This window comes from Micromonospora sp. WMMD1274 (assembly GCF_049179035.1).
In the GTDB taxonomy this organism is placed as follows: Bacteria; Actinomycetota; Actinomycetes; order Mycobacteriales; family Micromonosporaceae; genus Micromonospora; species Micromonospora tulbaghiae.
Genome location: NZ_JBMHMG010000001.1, coordinates 3313593 through 3332368 on the forward strand (window position 1 = coordinate 3313593; position 18776 = coordinate 3332368).

Sequence of the window (18776 nt, forward strand, 5' to 3'; positions counted from 1 at the left end):
GGCCTTGGTGGCGTTGCCGTCCCGAGCCGCTCCGTTGCGGTCAATGGTCAACGAGGGCGATCGCCAGGAGGGCGCCTGCCAGAAGGTACGGGCCGAAGGCGAGGTCGTGCGGTCGGCGCAGCACGAGCCGGGCAAGGGCCTCGGGAACGGCCAGCAAATGGGGCAGCAGGCCGCCGCACAGCACCGCGGGCCATCCGAGAGCACCCAGCGCCGCGCCGAGCAACGCCGCCAGCCGGACATCGCCCAAGCCGACCGCGCTGCCGCCGACGATGGCCAGAAGCAGGTAGCCGCCTCCCAGCACGCCGGCCGCCGACAGCGCGGTGACCAGGACGTGCGTCTGGCCGGTGGCCAGCGCGTGGCCGGCAAGTGCGATCCCCACGGCGAGCGCCGCGACACCGATGACAGGTGTGGGGAGCCTGCGCGTCGCGATGTCGACGACGGCGAGCAGCGCGCCCGCGTACAGCACGAGCAGCCACACGGCGACCAGCAGCGGCCCGCCGGGCCGGTCTCCCACCAGCCACGCGATGCCAGCCGATGCGGCAGCTGACGCGAGGGCGCTCCCACCCGCAGCCAGCAGCGGCCACCACCGGCGGCCGGCGGCGCGGCCGGGCTGCGTAGGTGCGGTCCGGTCGGTGTGGGGGTGCGGTCGCAGCCTGGCCGTTGTTCGAGCGCAGGCGTGTGGCAGGGCCGCGCCGGTCAGCACTCCGCACAGGGCGCCACACCAGATCAACTCGTTCATGGCAGAACGCCATGCGTCCCGGGCATGCCCGCGCGGGGAGAGGCTCCCGACGGAACCCGACTGGCCCGTTCCGCGCGCCGGCCGGCAGCGGCAGCGCGTTGGAGGTCTGCGGTGTCTGGGGACTGCGATGGGTGTGACATCACGGCTCGATACGACACAACCATGGAAACAACCATAGTTTGCTGGACGCAAACTGCGGTTGACGCCTCGTGGAAGTGTGTGCTTAGCTCGCCATAGCGCCTTTCAACTGTGATTCGGGATCGCTTAACCGTAGTTGGCGGACGGGATGCGGTGGGTGCCTCGCCGCCCCTGCGGCGGGACTACGTGTCGCTTCCTTCGCAGGCGGGGCCCTCGCGGTCCGGCCAGCCAGCCCTGAGGCGAGCCGTTCGTCAGGTACCGAGACGTCCAGACCGCGAGACCGCCGTCTCGCCGTCACGAGGAGACACGATCACGCATGACGACACGCATCCTGCACAAGCACCGCCGCGCCGTCCGGCCGGGAGGCCGGTGGGCGCGCCTCGTCGCGTTTCCTCTCGGCCTGTGCCTCGTGGCGGCGATCGGCGCCTGCGACGGGGGCGAGGCCGGCGAGGACTCGGCGCCGACAGCGCCCGCATCGCCGAGAGAGCTGGACGCGGGACCGACCGGGAGCCCTGAGGAGGCGGCGCTGGCCGCCTACCGGGGGATGTGGCAGGCATACGCCAAAGCCGGGCTCACCGCGGACCCGAACGAGTCGGACCTCGCCAGGTTCGCCAGCGGTGACGCGCTGACAACGCTCAAGAAGGGCTTGTCCTCCTACCGGAGCAAAGGCCACATCCTCAAGGGCGACTACGCCCTGAGCCCCCGTGTGGCACAGGTGTCGCTGACGTCGACCTCGCCGAGCGTGACAGTGACGGACTGCCTCGACGACACCCACTTCCTCGTCTACACGGCATCGGGCGAGCCGATCAACGACGAGCCCGGTGGCCGCCGAGCCACCCGCGCGACCGTGACCGACCTCGGCGCGCAGGGGTGGAAGGTCGCCACCTTCGGCGTGCGGGAGGTCGGGACATGCTGAGACGTAGCCGTGCTCTGGCCCTGGGCGTCGCCGCTGCTGCCGCTGTCATGGCCTCCGCGGGAGTCGCCGAGGCGGATGGAGGGTTTGGCGACGTCGACTGCACGCAGAACCCGTCGGCGTCGGGATGCGAGGTCACTGCCGGCAACCCCGGTGGTTCAGGGGTGTCGGACGGCGGTTCCGGCGATGGCAGCGGCGGCTCCGGCACCGGCTCCGGAGGCGCCGACGACACCTGCTATTGGGCGCCGGTTGCGGGCAATCGCCCGCCGCCTGTCGGGAAGGGGCCGGAGGGCGGCTGGTACGCACGCACCTGCAACACCAACGGCATCGGCTCGCAGGGCACTGCGGTGTGGCTCGACCAGCCACCAGGGATAAGCGTGGCGGCGCTGGCGCAGACGGCCCGGTCGCGGCTGCGCCTGCCCGCACCGGCGATCCGCACGAATCCCGACGGTACGCCGTTCGTGCTGGTGCGGGTCCCGGTCTGGTTGTGGGTGGATCCGGTGACATGGGGCGCCCGCTCGGCGACGGCGACGGTGCCTGGGGTGACGGTGACCGCGACGGCGACACCCACGAGCGTGCGGTGGTCCTTCGGCGACGGCACCGCGGATCTGACCTGCGCGGGCCCGGGTAAGCCGTGGAAGCCCGGGACGGACCCGCGGGCGGCTTCGCCGTGCGGGCACACCTACACCCGCTCGTCGGCTGCCGCGCCGGGTGAGGTGTTCCGGTTGCGGGCGACGGTGACCTGGTCGGTGGCCTGGTCCGGGCCGGGCGGCGGGGGCACGCTCGCGCCGTTGACGACGACGTCGACGACGGCGGTGCGGGTCGCGCAGTCGCAGGCGATTGTCGAGAGTGCCCGGTGAGCGTCACGACGGCCCGCCCCCAGACGGCCGATGCCTCGCCGGCGGCGGTGCCACGGCGGGCGGGGCGGCGCAGTGGTCGGCGGGTGGCTGCCGGGGTGCTGCTGGTGCTCGCGACGGTGGTCACGTTCTGGCAGGTCGACCTGCGCCGGCATGCCGAGCAGCGGTTCCTGGCAGTGGCGCGGCCGGTGCCCGCGGGGGCGGTGATCGGCGACGCGGACGTGCGGGTGGTGCGGGTGGCGAGCCCGTCGGGCCTGGCGCTGGTTGGCGCGGATCGCCGTGACGAGGTGGTGGGGCGTACGGCGGCGGTGCCTCTGGCGGTCGACAGCTTGGTGGTGTCGTCGCAGGTGGGGCCGCCGGTGTGGCCGCCGGTCGGGCAGGCGGTGATCGCCGTGGCGGTCAAGGCGGGCCGCGCGCCCGCCGGCCTGGCGGCGGGGGCGCGGGTCGTGGTGCTCGTGGCGCCGGAAGCCGGCGCCGATCAGGCGGGTGGGAGCCCGCCGGCTGGGCAGCCGGCGGGGACGCGGCGGGCGGTGGCCAGCGTGGTGTCGATCGCGGGCGCGGATCAGGCCGGCGCGGCGGTGGTGACGCTGTTGCTGGCGGCTCAGGAGGCGGAGGCGGTGGCCTCGGCGTCGGGGGACGTGGCGCTGGTGCAACTGGGGCCGGGCCAGTGAGAGACGCACGGGGAGGGTTCGCGTGATGTTGGTGATGGTCGCGTCGGTGTCCGGCGCCCCAGGGGTGTCGACGGCTGCCGTGGGGGTGGCCGCGCTGTGGCCGAACATGCCTGGCCTGTTAGTGGAGGCCGACCCGTGCGGCGGGGTGGTCGCGGCGCGGTTCGGGGTGCCGCAGGAGCCGGGCTTGGCCGCGTTGGCGGCGGCGGCCCGCCACGGCCTGCCGGCGGCCGGCCCTGCCCAGTTCGTGCAGGCGCTGCCGTTGGGAGTGCACGCGGTCGTGGGGCCGGGCGCGGCCGAGACCGCCGCGGGGGCGGTGTCGGTGCTCGCCGGCCAGCCGGAGGCCCTCGCCGGGTTGGCGCCGGTCGTGGTGATCGATGGCGGCCGTCTCTATCCGGGTAGCCCCGCGCACGGTTTGTTGCGGCGGGTGGACGCACTGGTCGTGGTGACGGCCGGCGACACCGAGCACCTCGATCACGTCGACACCCGGTTGGCGGGCCTGCGCGCCAGCGTGCGGACGTCGCAGGTGGGCGTGGCGATGGTCGGCAAGTGCGCCTACGAGCCGCAGGAGATCAGCGGACGTCTCGGCGTGCCGGTGTGGGCGCACCTGCCCACCGACCGGTGGGGCGCGGCGGTGCTGGCGGGGCGGTTAAGCGGGCCGGCGTGGACGCGCACGAGGCTGGCGCAGGCGCTGCGCAGCCTGGCCGCCACCCTCGCGGCGCACCCGCCCCCGCAGCCGCAGCCGCCCCGGGCGGTACTGGAGGTCGTCCGGTGAGCGCCCCTACGAGCAGCAGCGAGACCACCGCGGTGGCGCCGGAGCTGGTGGCGCGGCTGCGCGCCCGGGTCAGCGACCGCCTCACCGGACACGGCGCGCAGCTTCCCGACGCACAGCGCCAAGCGGTGATCGCCTCCTACATCGCCGAGGAACTCCTGGCACACGCCCGCGAGAACATCAGCGCGGGACGCGAGCCACTGACCCCGCACGCCGAGGCGGCGCTGGCGCGGGCGCTACGCGACAGCTTCACCGGCCTGGGCGGGCTGCAGCGGTTGCTCGACGACCCGCAGGTGGAGGACATCTTCGCCAACGGCTGCGACAACGTGTGGGTCCGCACCACCGGGGGTCGAACGCTGCGGGTGCCGCCGGTCGCCGCGTCGGACGAGGACCTCATCGATCTCGTGCGCGTCGCGGCGGCGCGCAGCGGCCAGGAGGAGCGGCGCTTCGACCGCGGCTCCCCCGGCCTGTCACTGCGCTTGCCCGGCGGGCAGCGGCTGTTCGCGGTGATGGCCGTGGCCAAACGCCCGTCGGTGTCGATCCGCCGCAACGTGCTGCACCAGGTCACCCTCGACGACCTCGTGCGCCGCGGCGAACTCACACCCGGATTGCGGGAACTGATCGCGGCGATGGTGCGCGCGCGCAAGAACCTGGTGATCTGCGGGGGCACCGGCGCCGGCAAGACCACCCTGCTGCGCGCCGCCGCCGGAGCGATCGACCCGCACGAGCGGATCGTCACCGTCGAGGACGCCTTCGAACTCGGCCTCGACGAAGACATTGGCGCGCACCCGAACACGACCGCGCTGCAGCAGCGCGAACCCAACCTCGAAGGTGTTGGGGGAATCGACATGGCGACCATGGTCAAGTGGGGGCTGCGGATGCGCCCGGACCGGGTCATCGTCGGGGAGTCCCGCGGCGCTGAGGCCGTGCCGATGCTGCTGGCCATGTCGCAGGGCAACGACGGGTCAATGTGCACCCTGCACGCCTCCTCCAGCAAGCAGGCGCTGACCCGCCTGGCGATGTACGTGATGCAGGCACCGGAGAAGCTGACCTTCGACGCGGCGAACGTGCTCATCGGCCAGGCCGTCGACTTCGTCCTGCACCTCGACGTGGCCACCGACGGCACCCGCGTCCTGTCCTCGATTCGGCAGGTCCTGGAGACCGACGGCACCCAGGTGCCCTCGAACGAGATCTACCGGCCCGGGCACGACCGCCGCGCGGTCCTGGCCGCGCCGATGCGCACGGACACGTTCGAACAGCTCACCGCAGCCGGTCTCGACCCCGGCGCGCTCGCCCGGGACCGGTGGTGACGATGAACCTCCTGCCGATCGTGCTGGGCTTGGGGTGCGCCGCCGGGCTCGTCCTGATTGTCGACGGGCTGCGCCGGCGCCCGCGCGGTTCCCTGCCGGCCGGTCGACGGCGAGCGTGGAGCAGCGCTGACCGGAATCGGCTGCTGGCCGCCGCTGGGGGCGGGGTGGTGGCGGCGGCGGTGACCCGCTGGCCGGTGGCGGCGCTGCTGTCCGCCGCCGCGGTGTGGGCGCTGCCCCGCGTGCTCGGTCCCGACCGCGAACACCAGCGCGCCGTCGCCCGCATCGAGGCGATCGCCACCTGGGCGGAGCTGCTGCGTGACACCCTGTCGTCCGCGGCCGGGTTGGAGCAGGCCATCACCGCCACCGCCCCGGTCACCCCGCAGCCGATCCGCCCCCAGGTGCAGGCCCTGGCCGCCGCCGTGCGGGGCGGCGCCCGGCTGCCCGACGCGCTGCGCGTGTTCGCCGCCGACCTCGCCGACCCGACCGCGGACCTCGTGGTGCGGGCGCTGACGCAGGCCGCCGGCTACCACGGCGGGCAACTGTCGCAGTGCCTGACCAGTCTGGCCGTCACCGCCCGCGAGCTGGCCGGGATCCGGATGCGGGTGGCGACGAAGCGGGCCGCGACGCGCACCGCCGCGCGGGTGATCACCGGCACCGCGGTGGCGATGGTCGCCGGGCTGATCGTGCTCAACCGCGGGTTCCTCGCCCCCTACCGCAGCGTCACCGGGCAGATGGTGCTGCTCGTTGTCGGGGCGGTGTTCGGCGCGGGGTTCTGGTGGCTGGCCCGCGCCTCTCGCCTCCCGCAGCCACCACGGGTGCTCTCGAAAGCGGGGAGCCCGTCATGAGCATGGTGCTCGCCTGCGGGCTCGTCGCCGGACTCGGCCTGCTCCTCATCGGCACCGGCCTGCTGCCGGCTCGGCCCAGCCTCAATGAGGCCCTCGACGCGCTGCGCCGCTCACCGGCGGCACCGGAGCAGTCGACGCCGGCGAGGGCCCGCCTGCTGGCCGCGCCGCTGCGCGCCCTCGGCCTGCCTCGGCGGCGGATGCGCGCTGACCTTGCCGTCCTCGAACGCCCCGTCGCGTTGCACCTGGCCGACCAGATGCTCGCCGTTCTCGCCGGACTGGTCCTACCGCCGGTAGCGATGGCTGTGCTCGTTACTAGTGGGGTCACTTTCGCCTCCGGCATGCCGGTGTGGGCGTCCCTGGCCGGCGCGGCGGGGGGCTGGTGGCTGGCCGAGTCAACTGTGCACGCCGAAGCCGGGCGGCGCCGCGACGAGCTGCGCTACGCCCTGTCCGCTGTTCTCGATCTCGTCGTGATCTCCCTCGCCGGCGGCGCCGGCCTCGAACAGACCCTCGACCACGCGTGCGCCGACAGCCACGGCTGGGCCGCGCAGCGGCTACACCGTGCGGTCGACACGGCCCGGCTGCTGCGGGTCGCGCCCTGGCAGGCCCTCGGCCAGCTCGGCGCGGACACCGGCGTGATCGAGCTGCAGGAGCTGGCCGCGACGATGAGCCTCGCCGGATCCGAAGGCGCCCGCATCCGCGACTCCCTGACCATCCGCGCCGCCACCCTGCGCGCCCACCAGGCCGCCGCCCTCGAAGCCCGCGCCAACGCCGCCACCGAACGCATGTCGATGCCGGTCATGCTGCTGGCCGCCGCCTACATGCTGTTCCTCCTTTACCCGGCTGTCACCGCCGTCGACACGTTCTGACAAGGAGGCCGACCATGCGTCTGAGCAGACTGCTCGCCCTGCTGACCATGCTGCACCTGACCATGACCGACCGGATGCGCAGGCTGCGCGAGGGCGGCGACAGGGGCAGCGAGACCACCGAGAAGGTCATGTGGATCGCCTTGCTGGTCACCCTGGTCCTGACCATCTTCGGCATCTTTCGCTCCAAGATCCTCAGCAAGATCAACGGGATCAGCCTGTGACGACTCCCCGAGCGCGTGGCCACGGCGGGCGCCGGCGCGGCGGGGACCACGGGTCGGTGAGCACCGAGGTAGTGCTCTACGCCCCGCTGCTGTTCCTGCTCGTGCTCATCGGTGTGCAACTGGCGCTGTGGGCGCTGGCGCAGCTCGGCATTCAGCACGCCGCCAACCACGCCCTGCAGACCACCCGCGTGTCCGGCGGCACCGCCGCCGCCGGGCACGCCGACGCCAACGCCGTGCTCGAGCAGGTCGCCGGCCGAATCGTCACCGACCCGCGAGTGTCGGTGGGCCGCACCGCCGACACCGCCACCGTCGCGGTGTCCGGCCGCGCCCCCGCCGTGCTGCCGTGGCTGCGCCTGCCCGTCAGCACCCAGGTCAACGCGCCGGTCGAGCGTTTCCGGCCTGACACCGAATAACACCCACCACGTCCGCCATCGGAAGGAGGCAGCACGGTGACCAGGCGAAACCTCAACGGTCATACCAGCTCGGGCCCTCGACGGCGCGCCGGCCCGCCCGCGGATCGAGGGTCGGTCAGCGTCGAGATGGCCCTCGCATACGTACCCCTGATGGTGCTGGCCATCCTCGCCGTCGTGGCCTGCGCCCGGCTGGCATCCGCCGCGATCGACGTGCGCTCCGCCGCCGCGGCCGCGGCACGGCAGGCATCGGTGGCCCGCACACCCACCGAGGCGCGCACCACCGGCGGCGACGCAGCCTCGTTCACGCTCACCGGACGCGGGGTCACCTGCCAGCCGTCCACCGTCACCGTCGAGCCCGGCTCGTTCCTTCCCGGCGGGCAGGTCAGCGCCACAGTGACCTGCAGCGTCCGGCTCGAAGACCTCTACGGGCTGGGCCTGCCCGGCGCGGTCACCATCACCAGCACCTCCCGCCAGCCCCTGGACGCGTTCCGGAGCCAGCCGTGAGCGCCCGCCTCACCGCCTGGGCATTCCGGGCGCGCCGCAATGATCGAGGGCAGATCACCCCGTGGACCGTGGTGGGGACCCTGATCGTGCTCATTCTCGCCGGACTCGTGTTCGACCAGGGCATGGCCATGGCCACCAAGGTGTCCGCGTACGACACCGCCCAGGCCGCCGCCCGCGCCGGAGCCCGCGAAATCGACCTGGACCTGCACCGCACCACCGGCGCGACGCAGCTCGACCCCGCCGCCGCGACCACCGCCGCCCGGACCTTCCTCGCCCAAGCCGGCCAACCCGGCAGCGTGTCGGCCACCACCGAGCAGGTCACCGTCACGGTCACGACAGGCCACCAGACCCAGCTGCTGCACCTCGTCGGCATCACCGAGATCCCGGTGTCCGCCACCGCCACCGCCACGCCGGCCACCGGCGTCACCACCGCCACCTGAGAAGCCGAGCCCTCGCCCTACGCCCCGGCGAGATCGTCATCGTGATCGCGACGCTATCCAAGGCCGCCAGCCGCGCCGTCGGCGGCGCGGCCCTGGCGCTGCTGCTCGCCGGCGCGCCGTACGCGCTGCTGCGCTACCTCGACGCGCCGCTGCCCGAGCAGCCACCCACCTGGCACACCGTCACCACCGCGCTGACCAGCCCCCTGACCGACGAGATGATCGGCACAATCCTCACCGCGCTGCTCTGGGCCGCCTGGGCATCGTTCGCCTGGTCGGTGCTCGCCGAACTCGCTGCCGCCCTGACCGGCCGGCGGCTGCCTCAACCTCGGGTCCTCACCCCCGGCCGTGGCCTCGCCGCGCTGCTCGTCGCCGCGGTCACCGGCGGAGTCCTCGCCACCGCCGCGCAGGCCGCCACCCCACCCCTGACCGGGTCCGCCCACGCGAGCGCTTCCGGCGTAGCCGCGGCCACGGTGATTGCCACGCACCACGAGCCTGTCCCCGTCACCGCCAGCACCCCGCTGGCGCGGGCCGTCGCGGCGCCGGAGCGGACACTGGACCACGGCGAGGTCACCCTCGTCGCGAACGGCCGCGAGTACACCCACACCGTCAAACGCGGCGACACCCTGTCGAAGATCGCCGAGCAGTGGCTCGGCGACGCCAACCGCTGGCCGGAGATCTTCGCCCTCAACCGGGGCACCCACTTCGCCGACGTCGGCGGCACCCTGCGCAACCCGAACGTCATTTACCCCGGCTGGACACTCGACCTGCCCGCCGACGCCGCCCCACCCGCCGGGCAGCAGCCACGACCGCCAGCCGCCCCTGCGTCAAGCCAGCCCGATGTAGATGACGCGTCGCCCAGCACGGGGACGCCCCCGTCCCCAACGACGCCCTCGGCCGTCACACCGGGCCAGCAGGGGCCTGCGCAGACGGCCCCGGCACCCGCTGGCACGTCACCCGGCGACGGCGCCACTGTCCCCGCACCCGCAGCATCAGCAGCGGATGCGGCCAGGCCACAGACCAGCGACACCGTTCAAGCCGAGCGGGCTAACCGAGGTGTCTGGCTGCCCAGCGGCAGCTGGGTCGACCTTGGCCTGGCCCTCGCGATCGCCGCCGCAGTCGCGCTGGTCTGGGCTCGCCGGCAACACCGCTACGTGCCCCGAAAGCCTTCGGCCGGGCCCCGCCTTGACGACCCGTCCCTTGCCCCCATGCCTGCCACGGTGCAACAGATCCGCCGCGGCCTGCGCCGCGCCGCAGCCGGCCACCCCGACCCCTACGAGCCCACCGAACTGCCCACCGTCAACGCCGACCGGCCGGACCCCGACGAGGAAGAGGAACTCGGCGCCGAGGCCAGCGGCAGTGCGGACCCCACACCCGAGGACCCTGACGACGTCGCACCGACCACTGGCGGCGACGTCAACGGCAGTGCACCGGTGCCGGTGTCGCCGGCGCTGGACAACCCGCTGTCGACGCTGTGGCCCGCCGCAGGCCTGGGCCTTACCGGGCCCGGCGCGGAAGCCGCCGCCCGAGGGTTCCTCACCGCCGCGCTGGCCTCCGGCGGGGTGGAGCATCCCGAATCGCGCACCGAGGTCGTCATCCCGTCGATGACTGCGGCGACGCTTCTTGGCGCTGCGGCGGTGACCCTGCCCCGCACACCCCGGCTGACCGTGACCGCCGGGCTTGAGGACGCCTTGGATCTGTTGGAGGCGCAGACGCTGGAGCGCACACGCCTGGCATACCGCCATGAGGTTGACAGCGTGGCCGAGCTGCGCCGCGCCGATCCCTACGAGCAGCCTCTCCCGCCGGTCATGCTGCTGGCCGACGTCACCAGCAGCCACGAACGCGCCCGCGTCGCTGCCCTGCTGGCGCAGGGCCAGCGGCTGGACATCCATGGGGTCCTGCTCGGCGCCTGGCCTGACGGAAACACCGTTGCCGTCGCGCTTGACGGCACTACCGCCTGCGGTGACGGTGACGGTGCCCGCCACGGCGCCCACCCCGCCGATGTCGGCCGGCTGACGGTGCTCGACCCGATCGAGGCCGCCGACGTACTCGCCACACTCGCGGAATCCCACACCGGCTTGCCGCCCACCCCCGCTCCCACCGAAACCACGCCCGCTGCAGCCGTCCATACGCGCGGCTCCTCCACAGTCGAGGATGCCGGCGACATCCAGCCTGCCGGCATCACTGAGTCAACCGCCGAGCAGCAGCAACCGACCGAGAGCACTCCGCGCCCCGCTGATTCACCGGCGGAGCACCCCGAAGAGCCCATCGCGCCAGCTAGCGACGTCGAGGAGCCGCACACGTCAGGAGGACTGAGCACCGAGATCGCCTCCAGCGGGCAAGCGGAGGACGACGCCGACGGCGTGCAGCAGGTGCGGGTGCGGGTCCTCGGGACGCCCGGTGTCGTGGACGGCGATCCGCAGCGCACGCCGCGCGCCAAGTCTCTGGAACTGCTGGTGTACCTCGCGGTGCACGACGGCGTCGCTTCGAGCGAAGCGATCCTCGATGATCTGCTTCCCGACGCCCCATCCAGCAAGGCTGCCGCCCGGCTCTACACCTACGTGTCCGGATTGCGCGCTGTCCTACGCCACGCAGGCGGATCCGGTGGACATATTCAGCACCCCGATCACCGATACCTACTCAACCGGGACCTGCTCGACGTAGACCTGTGGCGCATGCGCGAGGCCATCCGCGACGCCGCACGAGCCACCGACGCAGAGGACCGCCTCGCCGCGCTGCGCCGGGCGGTCGACGCCTACGCCGGACCCCTCGCCGAGGACTGCGACTACGAATGGGTCGAGTCCTACCGAGAGGCGGTACGCCAAGAGGCCCTCGACGCGTCGCTTGCCCTCGCTGACGCCCTCACCGGTCAACCCGCGCAGCAACTCGCCGTCCTCGACGCCGCGATCGTCCAGAACCCGCACCACGAAGCCCTCTATCAGGCGGCCATGCGCGCTCGCGCGGACCTCGGCCACGCCGACGGCATCCGTCAGCTGCGCCGCACCCTGACCCGGCGTCTCAGCGAGATAGACGCCGAGCCCGGCGATGACACCATCACCCTCGCCGACCGGCTCATCGCCGACCTACGCCGTCAAGGCGGCGCCGCTGGCACCCGCCGCCCACCAGACAAGGACGGCCCCACGCCATGACCGCAAGCGCCACCAGCATCGACGCCCCGCTGGACACGTCAGATAGCGGCGCCGGCACACATCTGCGACGGCTGCGGTGGGCGGTTCGGGCCACACTCGCCCTCGGCGTGGCCGCGTCGGTGGCGGCGAACGTTCTGCACGCCCGTCCGAACCCGATCAGTCAGATAATCGCCGCGTGGCCTCCCTTGGCGCTCCTTCTCACCGTAGAGCTGATCTCCCGGGTACCCCACCACCGGCGCCTGCTCGGCGCGATCCGCATCGCCGCGACCGCTGTCATCGCCGCCATCGCCACCTGGGTGAGCTACTGGCATCTCGCCGGGGTGGCCGCCCGCTATGGAGAAACCGAACACGGCGCCGCGCACCTGCTGCCCATCTCCGTAGACGGGCTTGTCATCGTCGCCAGCGTCAGCCTCGTCGAGATCACCGCCAAGATCCGGACCGCGGCTCGCCCACCAGTTGCGTCCGCGCTGACCCCCTCCTCGCCCATGAACGCACCGGCAGCGGCGGTCTCCATCTCCCCAGCGCTGACAGGTGGGGCAACCGCGGGCACCACGACCGGCGCGCCGACCAGCGTCGAGCAGGCCGCGCAGGCCGACCAGGACCTAATCGACCGCTCTACCTCTGCGTCGACAACGTCCTCACACGGCGACCCAAGCGCGGAGGAGTCGGCCGCCGACGGCACCGGGGTCCCTCCATCTACCCACCGACACCACCCGCACCACGACAACCACCCGCACGAGGCGGATGCACCCACCGCCACCCCCAGGCCCGCGCCCTACCTCAAGGCAGACAACGGCGACCTGAGCGACTACGCATCGGCGCAGGCATCACCTCCACCACCAGGCACGAGCCACGCCGAGGCGGCGGGCACTGCAGACGACGAGCGAACAGATGACGTTCCGGCCGACACCGCCGCCGCCGTGGCCTACTGGCGCCGCCGCGACCCAGATCTACTCCCGGCGGACATCGCGGCTCGGATTGGCAGGTCGGAACGCACCGTCTACCGCTACTGGTCGCCGCCAGCAGCAGACGGCACCGTAAACCTCAACGGGCGCCCCGCCGACAGCAACAGCCACTGACAGCAGAAATGACTTCCCCACCCACGGCGTCAAGGAAGCACCTGCAAGCACGACAGCCGCAGGCTCTGGTTCACCCACTCGCAACAGGGCCCGGCACCCGAGGCAGCAGCCGCTGGCCGAGCCGGCACGGCTCCCAAACGACTGAAGGACCTCGACACCTGCTCCGGAGGGCGCGGAGGTGGCTACCGAAGGAGCGCCGTCAGGCTGGCAGACGCGCACGCGGCGCCGGGCCGGGCAGAACCGATCCGACGCCACGTCGCGCGCTGAGGGTGGACGCCGCCAATGTCCCTGGCTTACGGCCGCCCTATCAGCGGCTGCACCGTCGACGGGTACGCGTAGCCGTCTTCCCAGGGGAAACGGCCCGCCGGGTCCGGCCAGACGATCTGCTGCACGCGGACCTGCTGGGGGCCGTATCGGGCGATCGCCGCACCCAGGTGCAGGTGACCGGCGGGAAAGCCGTCGATGATCGCGGCGTCGTAGCCGTCGATGAGGTCGCCGACGCGCTGGCCGTGGCTGAACCGTTCGGCGCGGTCGTAGACGCGGGCAGCTAGGTCGTTGAGCAGGTGATGCGCGATGGCGGGATCGAGTCCTGCGATCAGCAGCTCGGGGCAGCCGTGGGCGGTGAGACCGACGGTATAGGCGAACGGCCCGCTGTCGTCGGTGTCGTCCGCGCCGGGGTGCACCAATGTCACCGCCCAGCCGACCCGGTCGATGATCTCGCTCTGGCGGCGAAGGAACGCCTCCTTGCCGGTCACCGGTCAGTTCCTTCCGCGGTGTCGTGACGCTCGGTCAGAGAGGGTGGATCGACTTCGACAAAGCCCCAGAGCCGCTCGATGATTTCCAACGCCTGGGTGCGGTAGCGGTCGGCGAAACCGCGGCAGATCGCCGGCTTCGCCTGCGGGTGTCGGTAGTGCGGCAAGGTGTCATGACAGATGATGTAGCTGCCTCGCTCGCGGGCGTCGGCGACGAGGTCGCGGAGCTGCCCTGGCTCGAGGTGCATCCGGTTGCCGGGGGCGAAGATGCAGGTGTCGCATTGTCGCGACAGCAGCCGCGACCTCCCGAGGACCGGGTCGCCGACGTTGAGGGATTCGTCGAGGTACGGCTCGACGGGATCGTCGCCGGGGTGGGGCATGTGTTTCATAGTGTCTGCCTTGTTCAACGGGCAGGGGGCGCCGCCTGATGGCGACGCCCCCTGGTGTCGGATCGTGTTGTGGTGGGATCGGTTGCTGCCGCCGGTGGTAGATCGGGTCAGCTGCGTCGTGCTCGCCGGTGGTCGAGGCGCGGTCACTGCCTCGTGACGGGCGCGTGGACGGCGAGCAGGAGCCGGTCGGCCGGTGGCCACCCGTCGGCGGCGGGCTGCCAGGCGTCGGCGGCGTCGATGGTGGGAAACGGTCCGACGACGGCGATTTGGGCGCGGTCGCGGTCCAGCATGGCCAGCGCGACGCGGTCGGCGTCGAGGGTGGTGGTGCGGGCGGCGTGGGCGATGTCCGGTGGTACGGAAGTCCACTCCTCGTCGCTGACGTGTGGTTCGTCAGGGTCGTGCAGGGAGACCGGTGTGGTGGCGGCGATGTCGGCGTCGTGCATGGCTAGGTGGGGCGCGTAGTCGGCGGTGGCGGCCCGGCCGGGGATCGGTCCGTGCAGGGACAGGGCGTTGGTGGTGGTGACGGCGAGCAGGGCGTGGGGCTGCTGGTCCTCGGCGGTGTCGAGCAGGGCGAGGCTGAACGCGTCGCGGCTGCCGATGTCGATCAGGGTGATCATGGTCGGTCGTTCGGTGTCGGCGTTGTTCCAGCCGACGATCTCGAAGTGGTCGCTGGCGAGGGTGAGGAAGCGCTGGTAGGCGCGGTTGCTGGTGTCGAAGGGGTATCCGATGTCGTTCACTGGTTCTCCCGGTTCCAGACGCGGTGCACTTGGCGCCGCGCGAGTCGTGAGGCAGATGGAAGGGTTCGAGGCGTGGGGGTGCAGCCACTGATGACTCGGCACCGGCCGTGTCACTACCTACGGCGCACATGGCAAGCGGCAGGAGCAAGGTCGCCGGCTACGGAGGTGACAGGCGCTCGTCATCGGTGACTGCGCTCATAGCGGTACGGGTAGAGGTTCGTTGGGCCTGCCCGACGGGGTTATCGGGCGAGGACGGAGACGGTTTCGCCGAGGAGCAACGGCGCTCCGTCAGGGCCTTTGATGTGGGCGTGGATCCAGATGCGGTAGGGCTGCCCGTCGGTGTTGGTGAGGCGCCGCCAGTGGCCGCGCACGACGAACCGCACCCGGTAGTGCCACTTCGCCTCGCCGGTGGGTTCGGTGGCGGGTGTGGTGCGCCGGAGCATGACCACGCGGGTGTCGTGGCGGAGGTGGGCACGCAGGGCGCGCCGGCGGGCGGGCCGGTCCAGGGGCGGTCGGGCGACGGTGGCGAGGGGCTGTTCCTGGATGCGCCAGAACGCGTAGAGCACGGCGGCGACGGCTCGCATCCGCAGTGATGTTTCGTCGATGCAGAAGCGCCCGTCGGGGGCGGTCTCCCAGTCCCGGTCGACGGCCTCGGCTGCTTTCCCGGCAGCGGTGATCGGGACGCCGATGGGGATTTCGGCGAAGGAGTGCAGCACGTAGGGGCCGAACTGTGCGGCGAGTTCGGGGGCTTCGGTGAGTTGGCGGCGGCGGCGGGCGGCGGCGGGGTCGAGGGGGTCGTCGCGGTCGGCCCAGCCGGTGATCCACCAGCCGGTGCGTCCGTTGCTGGTGTTGTGGAACTTCGCCCAGGCGATCGCGCCGATCGAGGTGACCTGGCCGTGAACGCCGCGTTCGTAGATGGGCTCGGGAAGGAACAGCACGCCGGCGTCGCTGGGGGCGACGTCGTTGCCGATGATGTCGCCGGTGAGGTCGAGGGCTTGGGCCGCTGCGGCGATGATCGCGGTCATGGCGGGGGCGAGAACGTAGGGTTCGCCGTCTTGCCACGGCTGGTGAGCGGCGCGGCTGAACGCTTCGGTGGCGCGTCCGCCGGTGTCGGGGCCGCTTCTGGCCGGGTCGACGGCGGGTTCGAGGAACGCCTTCAGGTACTGCTGGGCGAAGCGGCTGCGGGTGTAGTCGGTCATGCGGGCGCGCAGGTCGACCGCTGCGCGGGCGTAGCCGGCGAGGGTCGACTCACTCCGGAAACTCACGGTACCTCGCTGGATGTGGTGATAGTCGGGTGTGGGAGTCGGCGCTGTCAGGCGACGCGGGGCTGGGTGCGTGAGGGCTGGAACCAGCCGGTGGTTGGGGCTGGCGCGGTGACCCGGGCGCGGCCTTGCGCGCGGGGTTGGGGACGGGTGGCGGCCTGTTGGGCGCGGTGGGCGTCGCGTGCTGGCGGGCAGGGGTATGCCTGGTCGGTGCAGCGCGGGTTGGCGCAGCGGTCAGGGTGGTGCGGCTGGGGTTGGTGGGCGGTGGCGACGTCGCTGGCGAGCAGCCACAACAAGACGTCGGTGACCGTGCGCGGTATCGCGCGGCGGTGCCGGGTAGTCATGCGCTGGTGTCCTCTCCGGTTGTGATCGGCGATGTGGGCCGCCACCGCCCATGCGTGGCGGTCGCGTTCGGGTACGCCGCGGGCGGTGGCGGGCCGGGGTGCAGTCACGCTCGACTTCGCGTATTGATCAAGTCGCCGGCTGGTAGGCGGGCCACGACGATGCGGGAGTTGAGTGCTGTGCCGGCCGAGGTGCCACCGCCCGCCTGGCGGGCGGTGGCGTGTCCTTGGGGTGTCGCCCTCAGGGAATCTGGCTGGCCGGGGTTGGGTCAGGTGGTGAGGTTGAGGCGGCGGCGTTCGGTGGCCAAGAGGGCGCGGGCGGGCTGGTGCCAGGTGTCGTCATCGAGCAGGGCTGCGGTGGTGCCGTCAGCGAGAGCATTCAGCGCGGGTACCTGCTCGGCGTAGGGGCCGCCGAGTGCGGTCAGGTCGGTGCAGGCGCGTGCAATGTCGGCGCGGGTCTTGGGGGTCCAGGGTCCGGGTCGGCCCCAGGTTTCGCGTCGGCGTCCGCGGATGGGGCCTTCGCAGAGGTGGTAGCCCAGCCACACCACGGGTGGGTGCAGGCCGGCGGCTTCGGCGAGCAGGGCGACGTTGTCGTAGTCGCCGGCCTGGTCACCGCGGATCGGACGGTAGCCAACGGGACGGGGGTTGGTGAGCAGCCGCCAGTAGCCGGGGTACACGGCGGTGGAGGCGACGAGGTCTTTGGCGTCGCGGAACCCGCCAGCGGTCAGGGCCTGCGGGAGTTGGTCGAGCAGCAGGTGGGCCAGTTCGCGGCGGACGGCCGGCACGCTCGGGTCGTCGGCCCGCCAGTGCCGGCCCCGCCTGCCTGCCGTGGTGGCCTTCGAGGTGCCGATCTGACCGTCGGCGCTGACGGTTTCGGTGTCGAGGGGTGGTAGGCCGTTGCCGTCGGCGAGCTGGCCGAGCAGGCGGGCGGCGAAGTCGGAGAGCATCTGCTCGAAGCCGCGGCTGCGGTCGTAGTAGTCCTGCACGGGTGTCCAGTGGCCGCCGCCGCGGTGCGCGACGCGGTGCGCGGCCTCGTGCAGGAGTACCAGCCGGGTACGGTGTCGGTCGGTGAGCGCGTCGCGGTGCACGGCCACGTCTCCGGTCAGCGGGCGGTAGAAGCCCTCGGCGCACGGTGACTCGTCGCTGTGGTCGTACACCTTCACCCGGTCCAAGGCGAACGGGCCGATCGCGCGGCGCACCAGCTCGCAGCCCTCGCGCAGCACGTCGCGCTCGGCGTCGGTCAACGCCTTCAGCGTCACCCAGCTGGTGCGGTTGCGGTTACGGGCGTAGTGGCGCTGCTGGCGGGCTCTGGCCATCTCCACGCCCAGCAGACCCATCACGGCGGCCTGCTGGTGCCCGGCGAGGCCGGTGGTGATCAGCTCGGTGTAGCCGTTGTCCTTCAGGTCCAGCGCCGCCTCCTCACCGCCGGGGACCGTGTAGTAGGTCTGCTCAGGTAGGTGGGCGCGTCCCCAGGTCCGCCACGCGGCGCGAGGACGGGGCAGTCGCACTTCGGTGAAGAACTGTTCCTGCTCGCGGAGTTTCCCGCCGCCGAGCACGTGCCGGGCGAACAGGCCGATGAGCGAGGGGTCGTCGCTGCTGGCGAGGATGTCGCGGACCGCGGTGCGCAGCGCGGCGGCTTCCACGACGGTGCGGTCGCGGTTCTGCAGCGCCTTGTGGTTCAGCGACAGGTCGTAGGAGGCGAGGAAGCCGGGCATGCGGGTGACGAGCACTCCGCCGATCCACATCCGTCCCGGTTCGCCGTCGCGTACGCACACGCCGGGCGATGCGGGTGGCTGGTAGCCGGGCTCGGCCAGGGCGCGGAACCGTCCGATGGCCTCCTGCGCCAGGTCGCGGGAGCATTCGATGGTGAACGCGGTGCCGCCGGTGCGGGTGTTGGGGTGGAAGTGGTAGACGAGGACCTCGCTGCCCTGCTGGGTGCGCGATGGGATGAGCCCGCCGAGGAGCTTGCGGCGCTCGACGGTGGGCACGAACCCGTAGGACACGGTCTCGCACCGCACGGCGCCGATCTCGTGGCTGCGTGCCAGCACGAGGCAGGCGAGCTTCTTGCCCTCACCGAACTGGCCGATCTGCTCGTCGGTCTTGCTCGACATGCCGAGGATGAGGCCTTCCTCGGGGATGCCGGGGCCGTCGTCGGTGATGGTCAGGACGCCGTCGGCCCAGCTGACCGCCGCGTGGGGGTCTTCATCGAGGGCGTTGGCGATCAGTTCGGAGATCGCCCGCACGGGCGTCCACGACTTCACATACTCCGGTGAGATGGGGTAGGCGAGGCTGTCGGCGTCCGCCGCGGTCTGGCTTGAAGAGGGCGCTGTGGCACGTCGGGTGCCGGTGGCGCCGGTGGTGTCGGACACGAAATTCCTCCGCGG

Annotated in this window: 20 protein-coding genes; 13 read left to right on the top strand and 7 right to left on the bottom strand. The window is 72.4% G+C overall.

The features are described 5' to 3' along the window. Positions 1–40: 40 nt before the first annotated feature. A complete protein-coding gene (locus ACN27D_RS15530) occupies positions 41–739 on the bottom strand; it encodes a peptidase A24 (RefSeq protein ID WP_358170894.1) in 699 nt (232 codons plus the stop codon). Between the two features lie 454 nt (positions 740–1193). On the opposite strand from ACN27D_RS15530, the gene ACN27D_RS15535 reads away from it, so the two are divergent. The 13 genes from ACN27D_RS15535 to ACN27D_RS15595 all read left to right on the top strand — a co-directional run bounded on the left by ACN27D_RS15535 (position 1194) and on the right by ACN27D_RS15595 (position 12911). Further along, the gene (locus tag ACN27D_RS15535) at positions 1194–1793 is read left to right on the top strand and encodes a hypothetical protein (RefSeq protein WP_358170895.1); all 600 of its coding nucleotides are present in this window, start codon (positions 1194–1196) and stop codon (positions 1791–1793) included. Next, a complete protein-coding gene (locus tag ACN27D_RS15540; protein WP_358170897.1) occupies positions 1787–2650 on the top strand; it encodes a hypothetical protein in 864 nt (287 codons plus the stop codon). Before ACN27D_RS15535 ends, ACN27D_RS15540 begins: the two co-directional genes overlap by 7 nt. Positions 2651–2697: 47 nt before the next feature. Beyond that, positions 2698–3318 carry an SAF domain-containing protein gene (locus ACN27D_RS15545; RefSeq protein WP_421501152.1) on the top strand — a complete coding sequence of 207 codons (621 nt, stop codon included), beginning with the start codon at positions 2698–2700 and terminating at the stop codon, positions 3316–3318. Positions 3319–3343: 25 nt separating this feature from the next. Then, the gene (locus tag ACN27D_RS15550) at positions 3344–4090 is read left to right on the top strand and encodes a hypothetical protein (protein ID WP_358171370.1); all 747 of its coding nucleotides are present in this window, start codon (positions 3344–3346) and stop codon (positions 4088–4090) included. Further along, the gene (locus tag ACN27D_RS15555) at positions 4087–5397 is read left to right on the top strand and encodes a CpaF family protein (protein ID WP_421499373.1); all 1311 of its coding nucleotides are present in this window, start codon (positions 4087–4089) and stop codon (positions 5395–5397) included. Before ACN27D_RS15550 ends, ACN27D_RS15555 begins: the two co-directional genes overlap by 4 nt. A gap of 2 nt (positions 5398–5399) precedes the next feature. Further along, positions 5400–6242, top strand: a complete 843-nt coding sequence (locus ACN27D_RS15560; protein WP_358171371.1) for a type II secretion system F family protein — start codon at positions 5400–5402, stop codon at positions 6240–6242. Beyond that, positions 6239–7108 carry a type II secretion system F family protein gene (locus ACN27D_RS15565; RefSeq protein WP_358170903.1) on the top strand — a complete coding sequence of 290 codons (870 nt, stop codon included), beginning with the start codon at positions 6239–6241 and terminating at the stop codon, positions 7106–7108. The genes ACN27D_RS15560 and ACN27D_RS15565 overlap by 4 nt, the downstream gene beginning before the upstream one ends. A 14-nt stretch (positions 7109–7122) precedes the next feature. Continuing rightward, entirely contained in the window at positions 7123–7329 is a 207-nt protein-coding gene (locus ACN27D_RS15570; protein WP_358170905.1) for a hypothetical protein, read from the top strand. A gap of 56 nt (positions 7330–7385) precedes the next feature. Continuing rightward, the gene (locus ACN27D_RS15575) at positions 7386–7742 is read left to right on the top strand and encodes a TadE/TadG family type IV pilus assembly protein (RefSeq protein ID WP_358170907.1); all 357 of its coding nucleotides are present in this window, start codon (positions 7386–7388) and stop codon (positions 7740–7742) included. Positions 7743–7778: 36 nt separating this feature from the next. Next, entirely contained in the window at positions 7779–8246 is a 468-nt protein-coding gene (locus ACN27D_RS15580; protein WP_358170908.1) for a TadE/TadG family type IV pilus assembly protein, read from the top strand. Continuing rightward, positions 8243–8686, top strand: coding sequence for a pilus assembly protein TadG-related protein (locus ACN27D_RS15585; protein WP_358170909.1), 444 nt, complete (start codon positions 8243–8245; stop codon positions 8684–8686). Before ACN27D_RS15580 ends, ACN27D_RS15585 begins: the two co-directional genes overlap by 4 nt. Before the next feature lie 41 nt (positions 8687–8727). After that, a complete protein-coding gene (locus ACN27D_RS15590) occupies positions 8728–11832 on the top strand; it encodes a BTAD domain-containing putative transcriptional regulator (RefSeq protein ID WP_358170911.1) in 3105 nt (1034 codons plus the stop codon). Between the two features lie 107 nt (positions 11833–11939). Next, entirely contained in the window at positions 11940–12911 is a 972-nt protein-coding gene (locus ACN27D_RS15595) for a DUF2637 domain-containing protein (protein WP_421499374.1), read from the top strand. Positions 12912–13204: 293 nt separating this feature from the next. On the opposite strand, the gene ACN27D_RS15600 is transcribed toward ACN27D_RS15595, so the two are convergent. The 6 genes from ACN27D_RS15600 to ACN27D_RS15625 form a co-directional block, all read right to left on the bottom strand. Then, on the bottom strand, positions 13205–13666 hold the full coding sequence (locus tag ACN27D_RS15600; RefSeq protein WP_358170914.1) for a DUF4262 domain-containing protein: 462 nt from the start codon (positions 13664–13666) through the stop codon (positions 13205–13207). Continuing rightward, entirely contained in the window at positions 13663–14052 is a 390-nt protein-coding gene (locus ACN27D_RS15605) for a hypothetical protein (protein ID WP_358170916.1), read from the bottom strand. The genes ACN27D_RS15600 and ACN27D_RS15605 overlap by 4 nt, the downstream gene beginning before the upstream one ends. 143 nt (positions 14053–14195) lie before the next feature. After that, positions 14196–14789, bottom strand: coding sequence for a hypothetical protein (locus ACN27D_RS15610; protein ID WP_358170917.1), 594 nt, complete (start codon positions 14787–14789; stop codon positions 14196–14198). Between the two features lie 239 nt (positions 14790–15028). Then, a complete protein-coding gene (locus tag ACN27D_RS15615) occupies positions 15029–16054 on the bottom strand; it encodes a hypothetical protein (protein ID WP_358170918.1) in 1026 nt (341 codons plus the stop codon). A 47-nt stretch (positions 16055–16101) separates the two neighbouring features. Further along, a complete protein-coding gene (locus ACN27D_RS15620) occupies positions 16102–16395 on the bottom strand; it encodes a hypothetical protein (protein WP_421499375.1) in 294 nt (97 codons plus the stop codon). A 266-nt stretch (positions 16396–16661) separates the two neighbouring features. Further along, a complete protein-coding gene (locus ACN27D_RS15625) occupies positions 16662–18761 on the bottom strand; it encodes a hypothetical protein (RefSeq protein WP_358170920.1) in 2100 nt (699 codons plus the stop codon). Between the last annotated feature and the right edge of the window lie 15 nt (positions 18762–18776).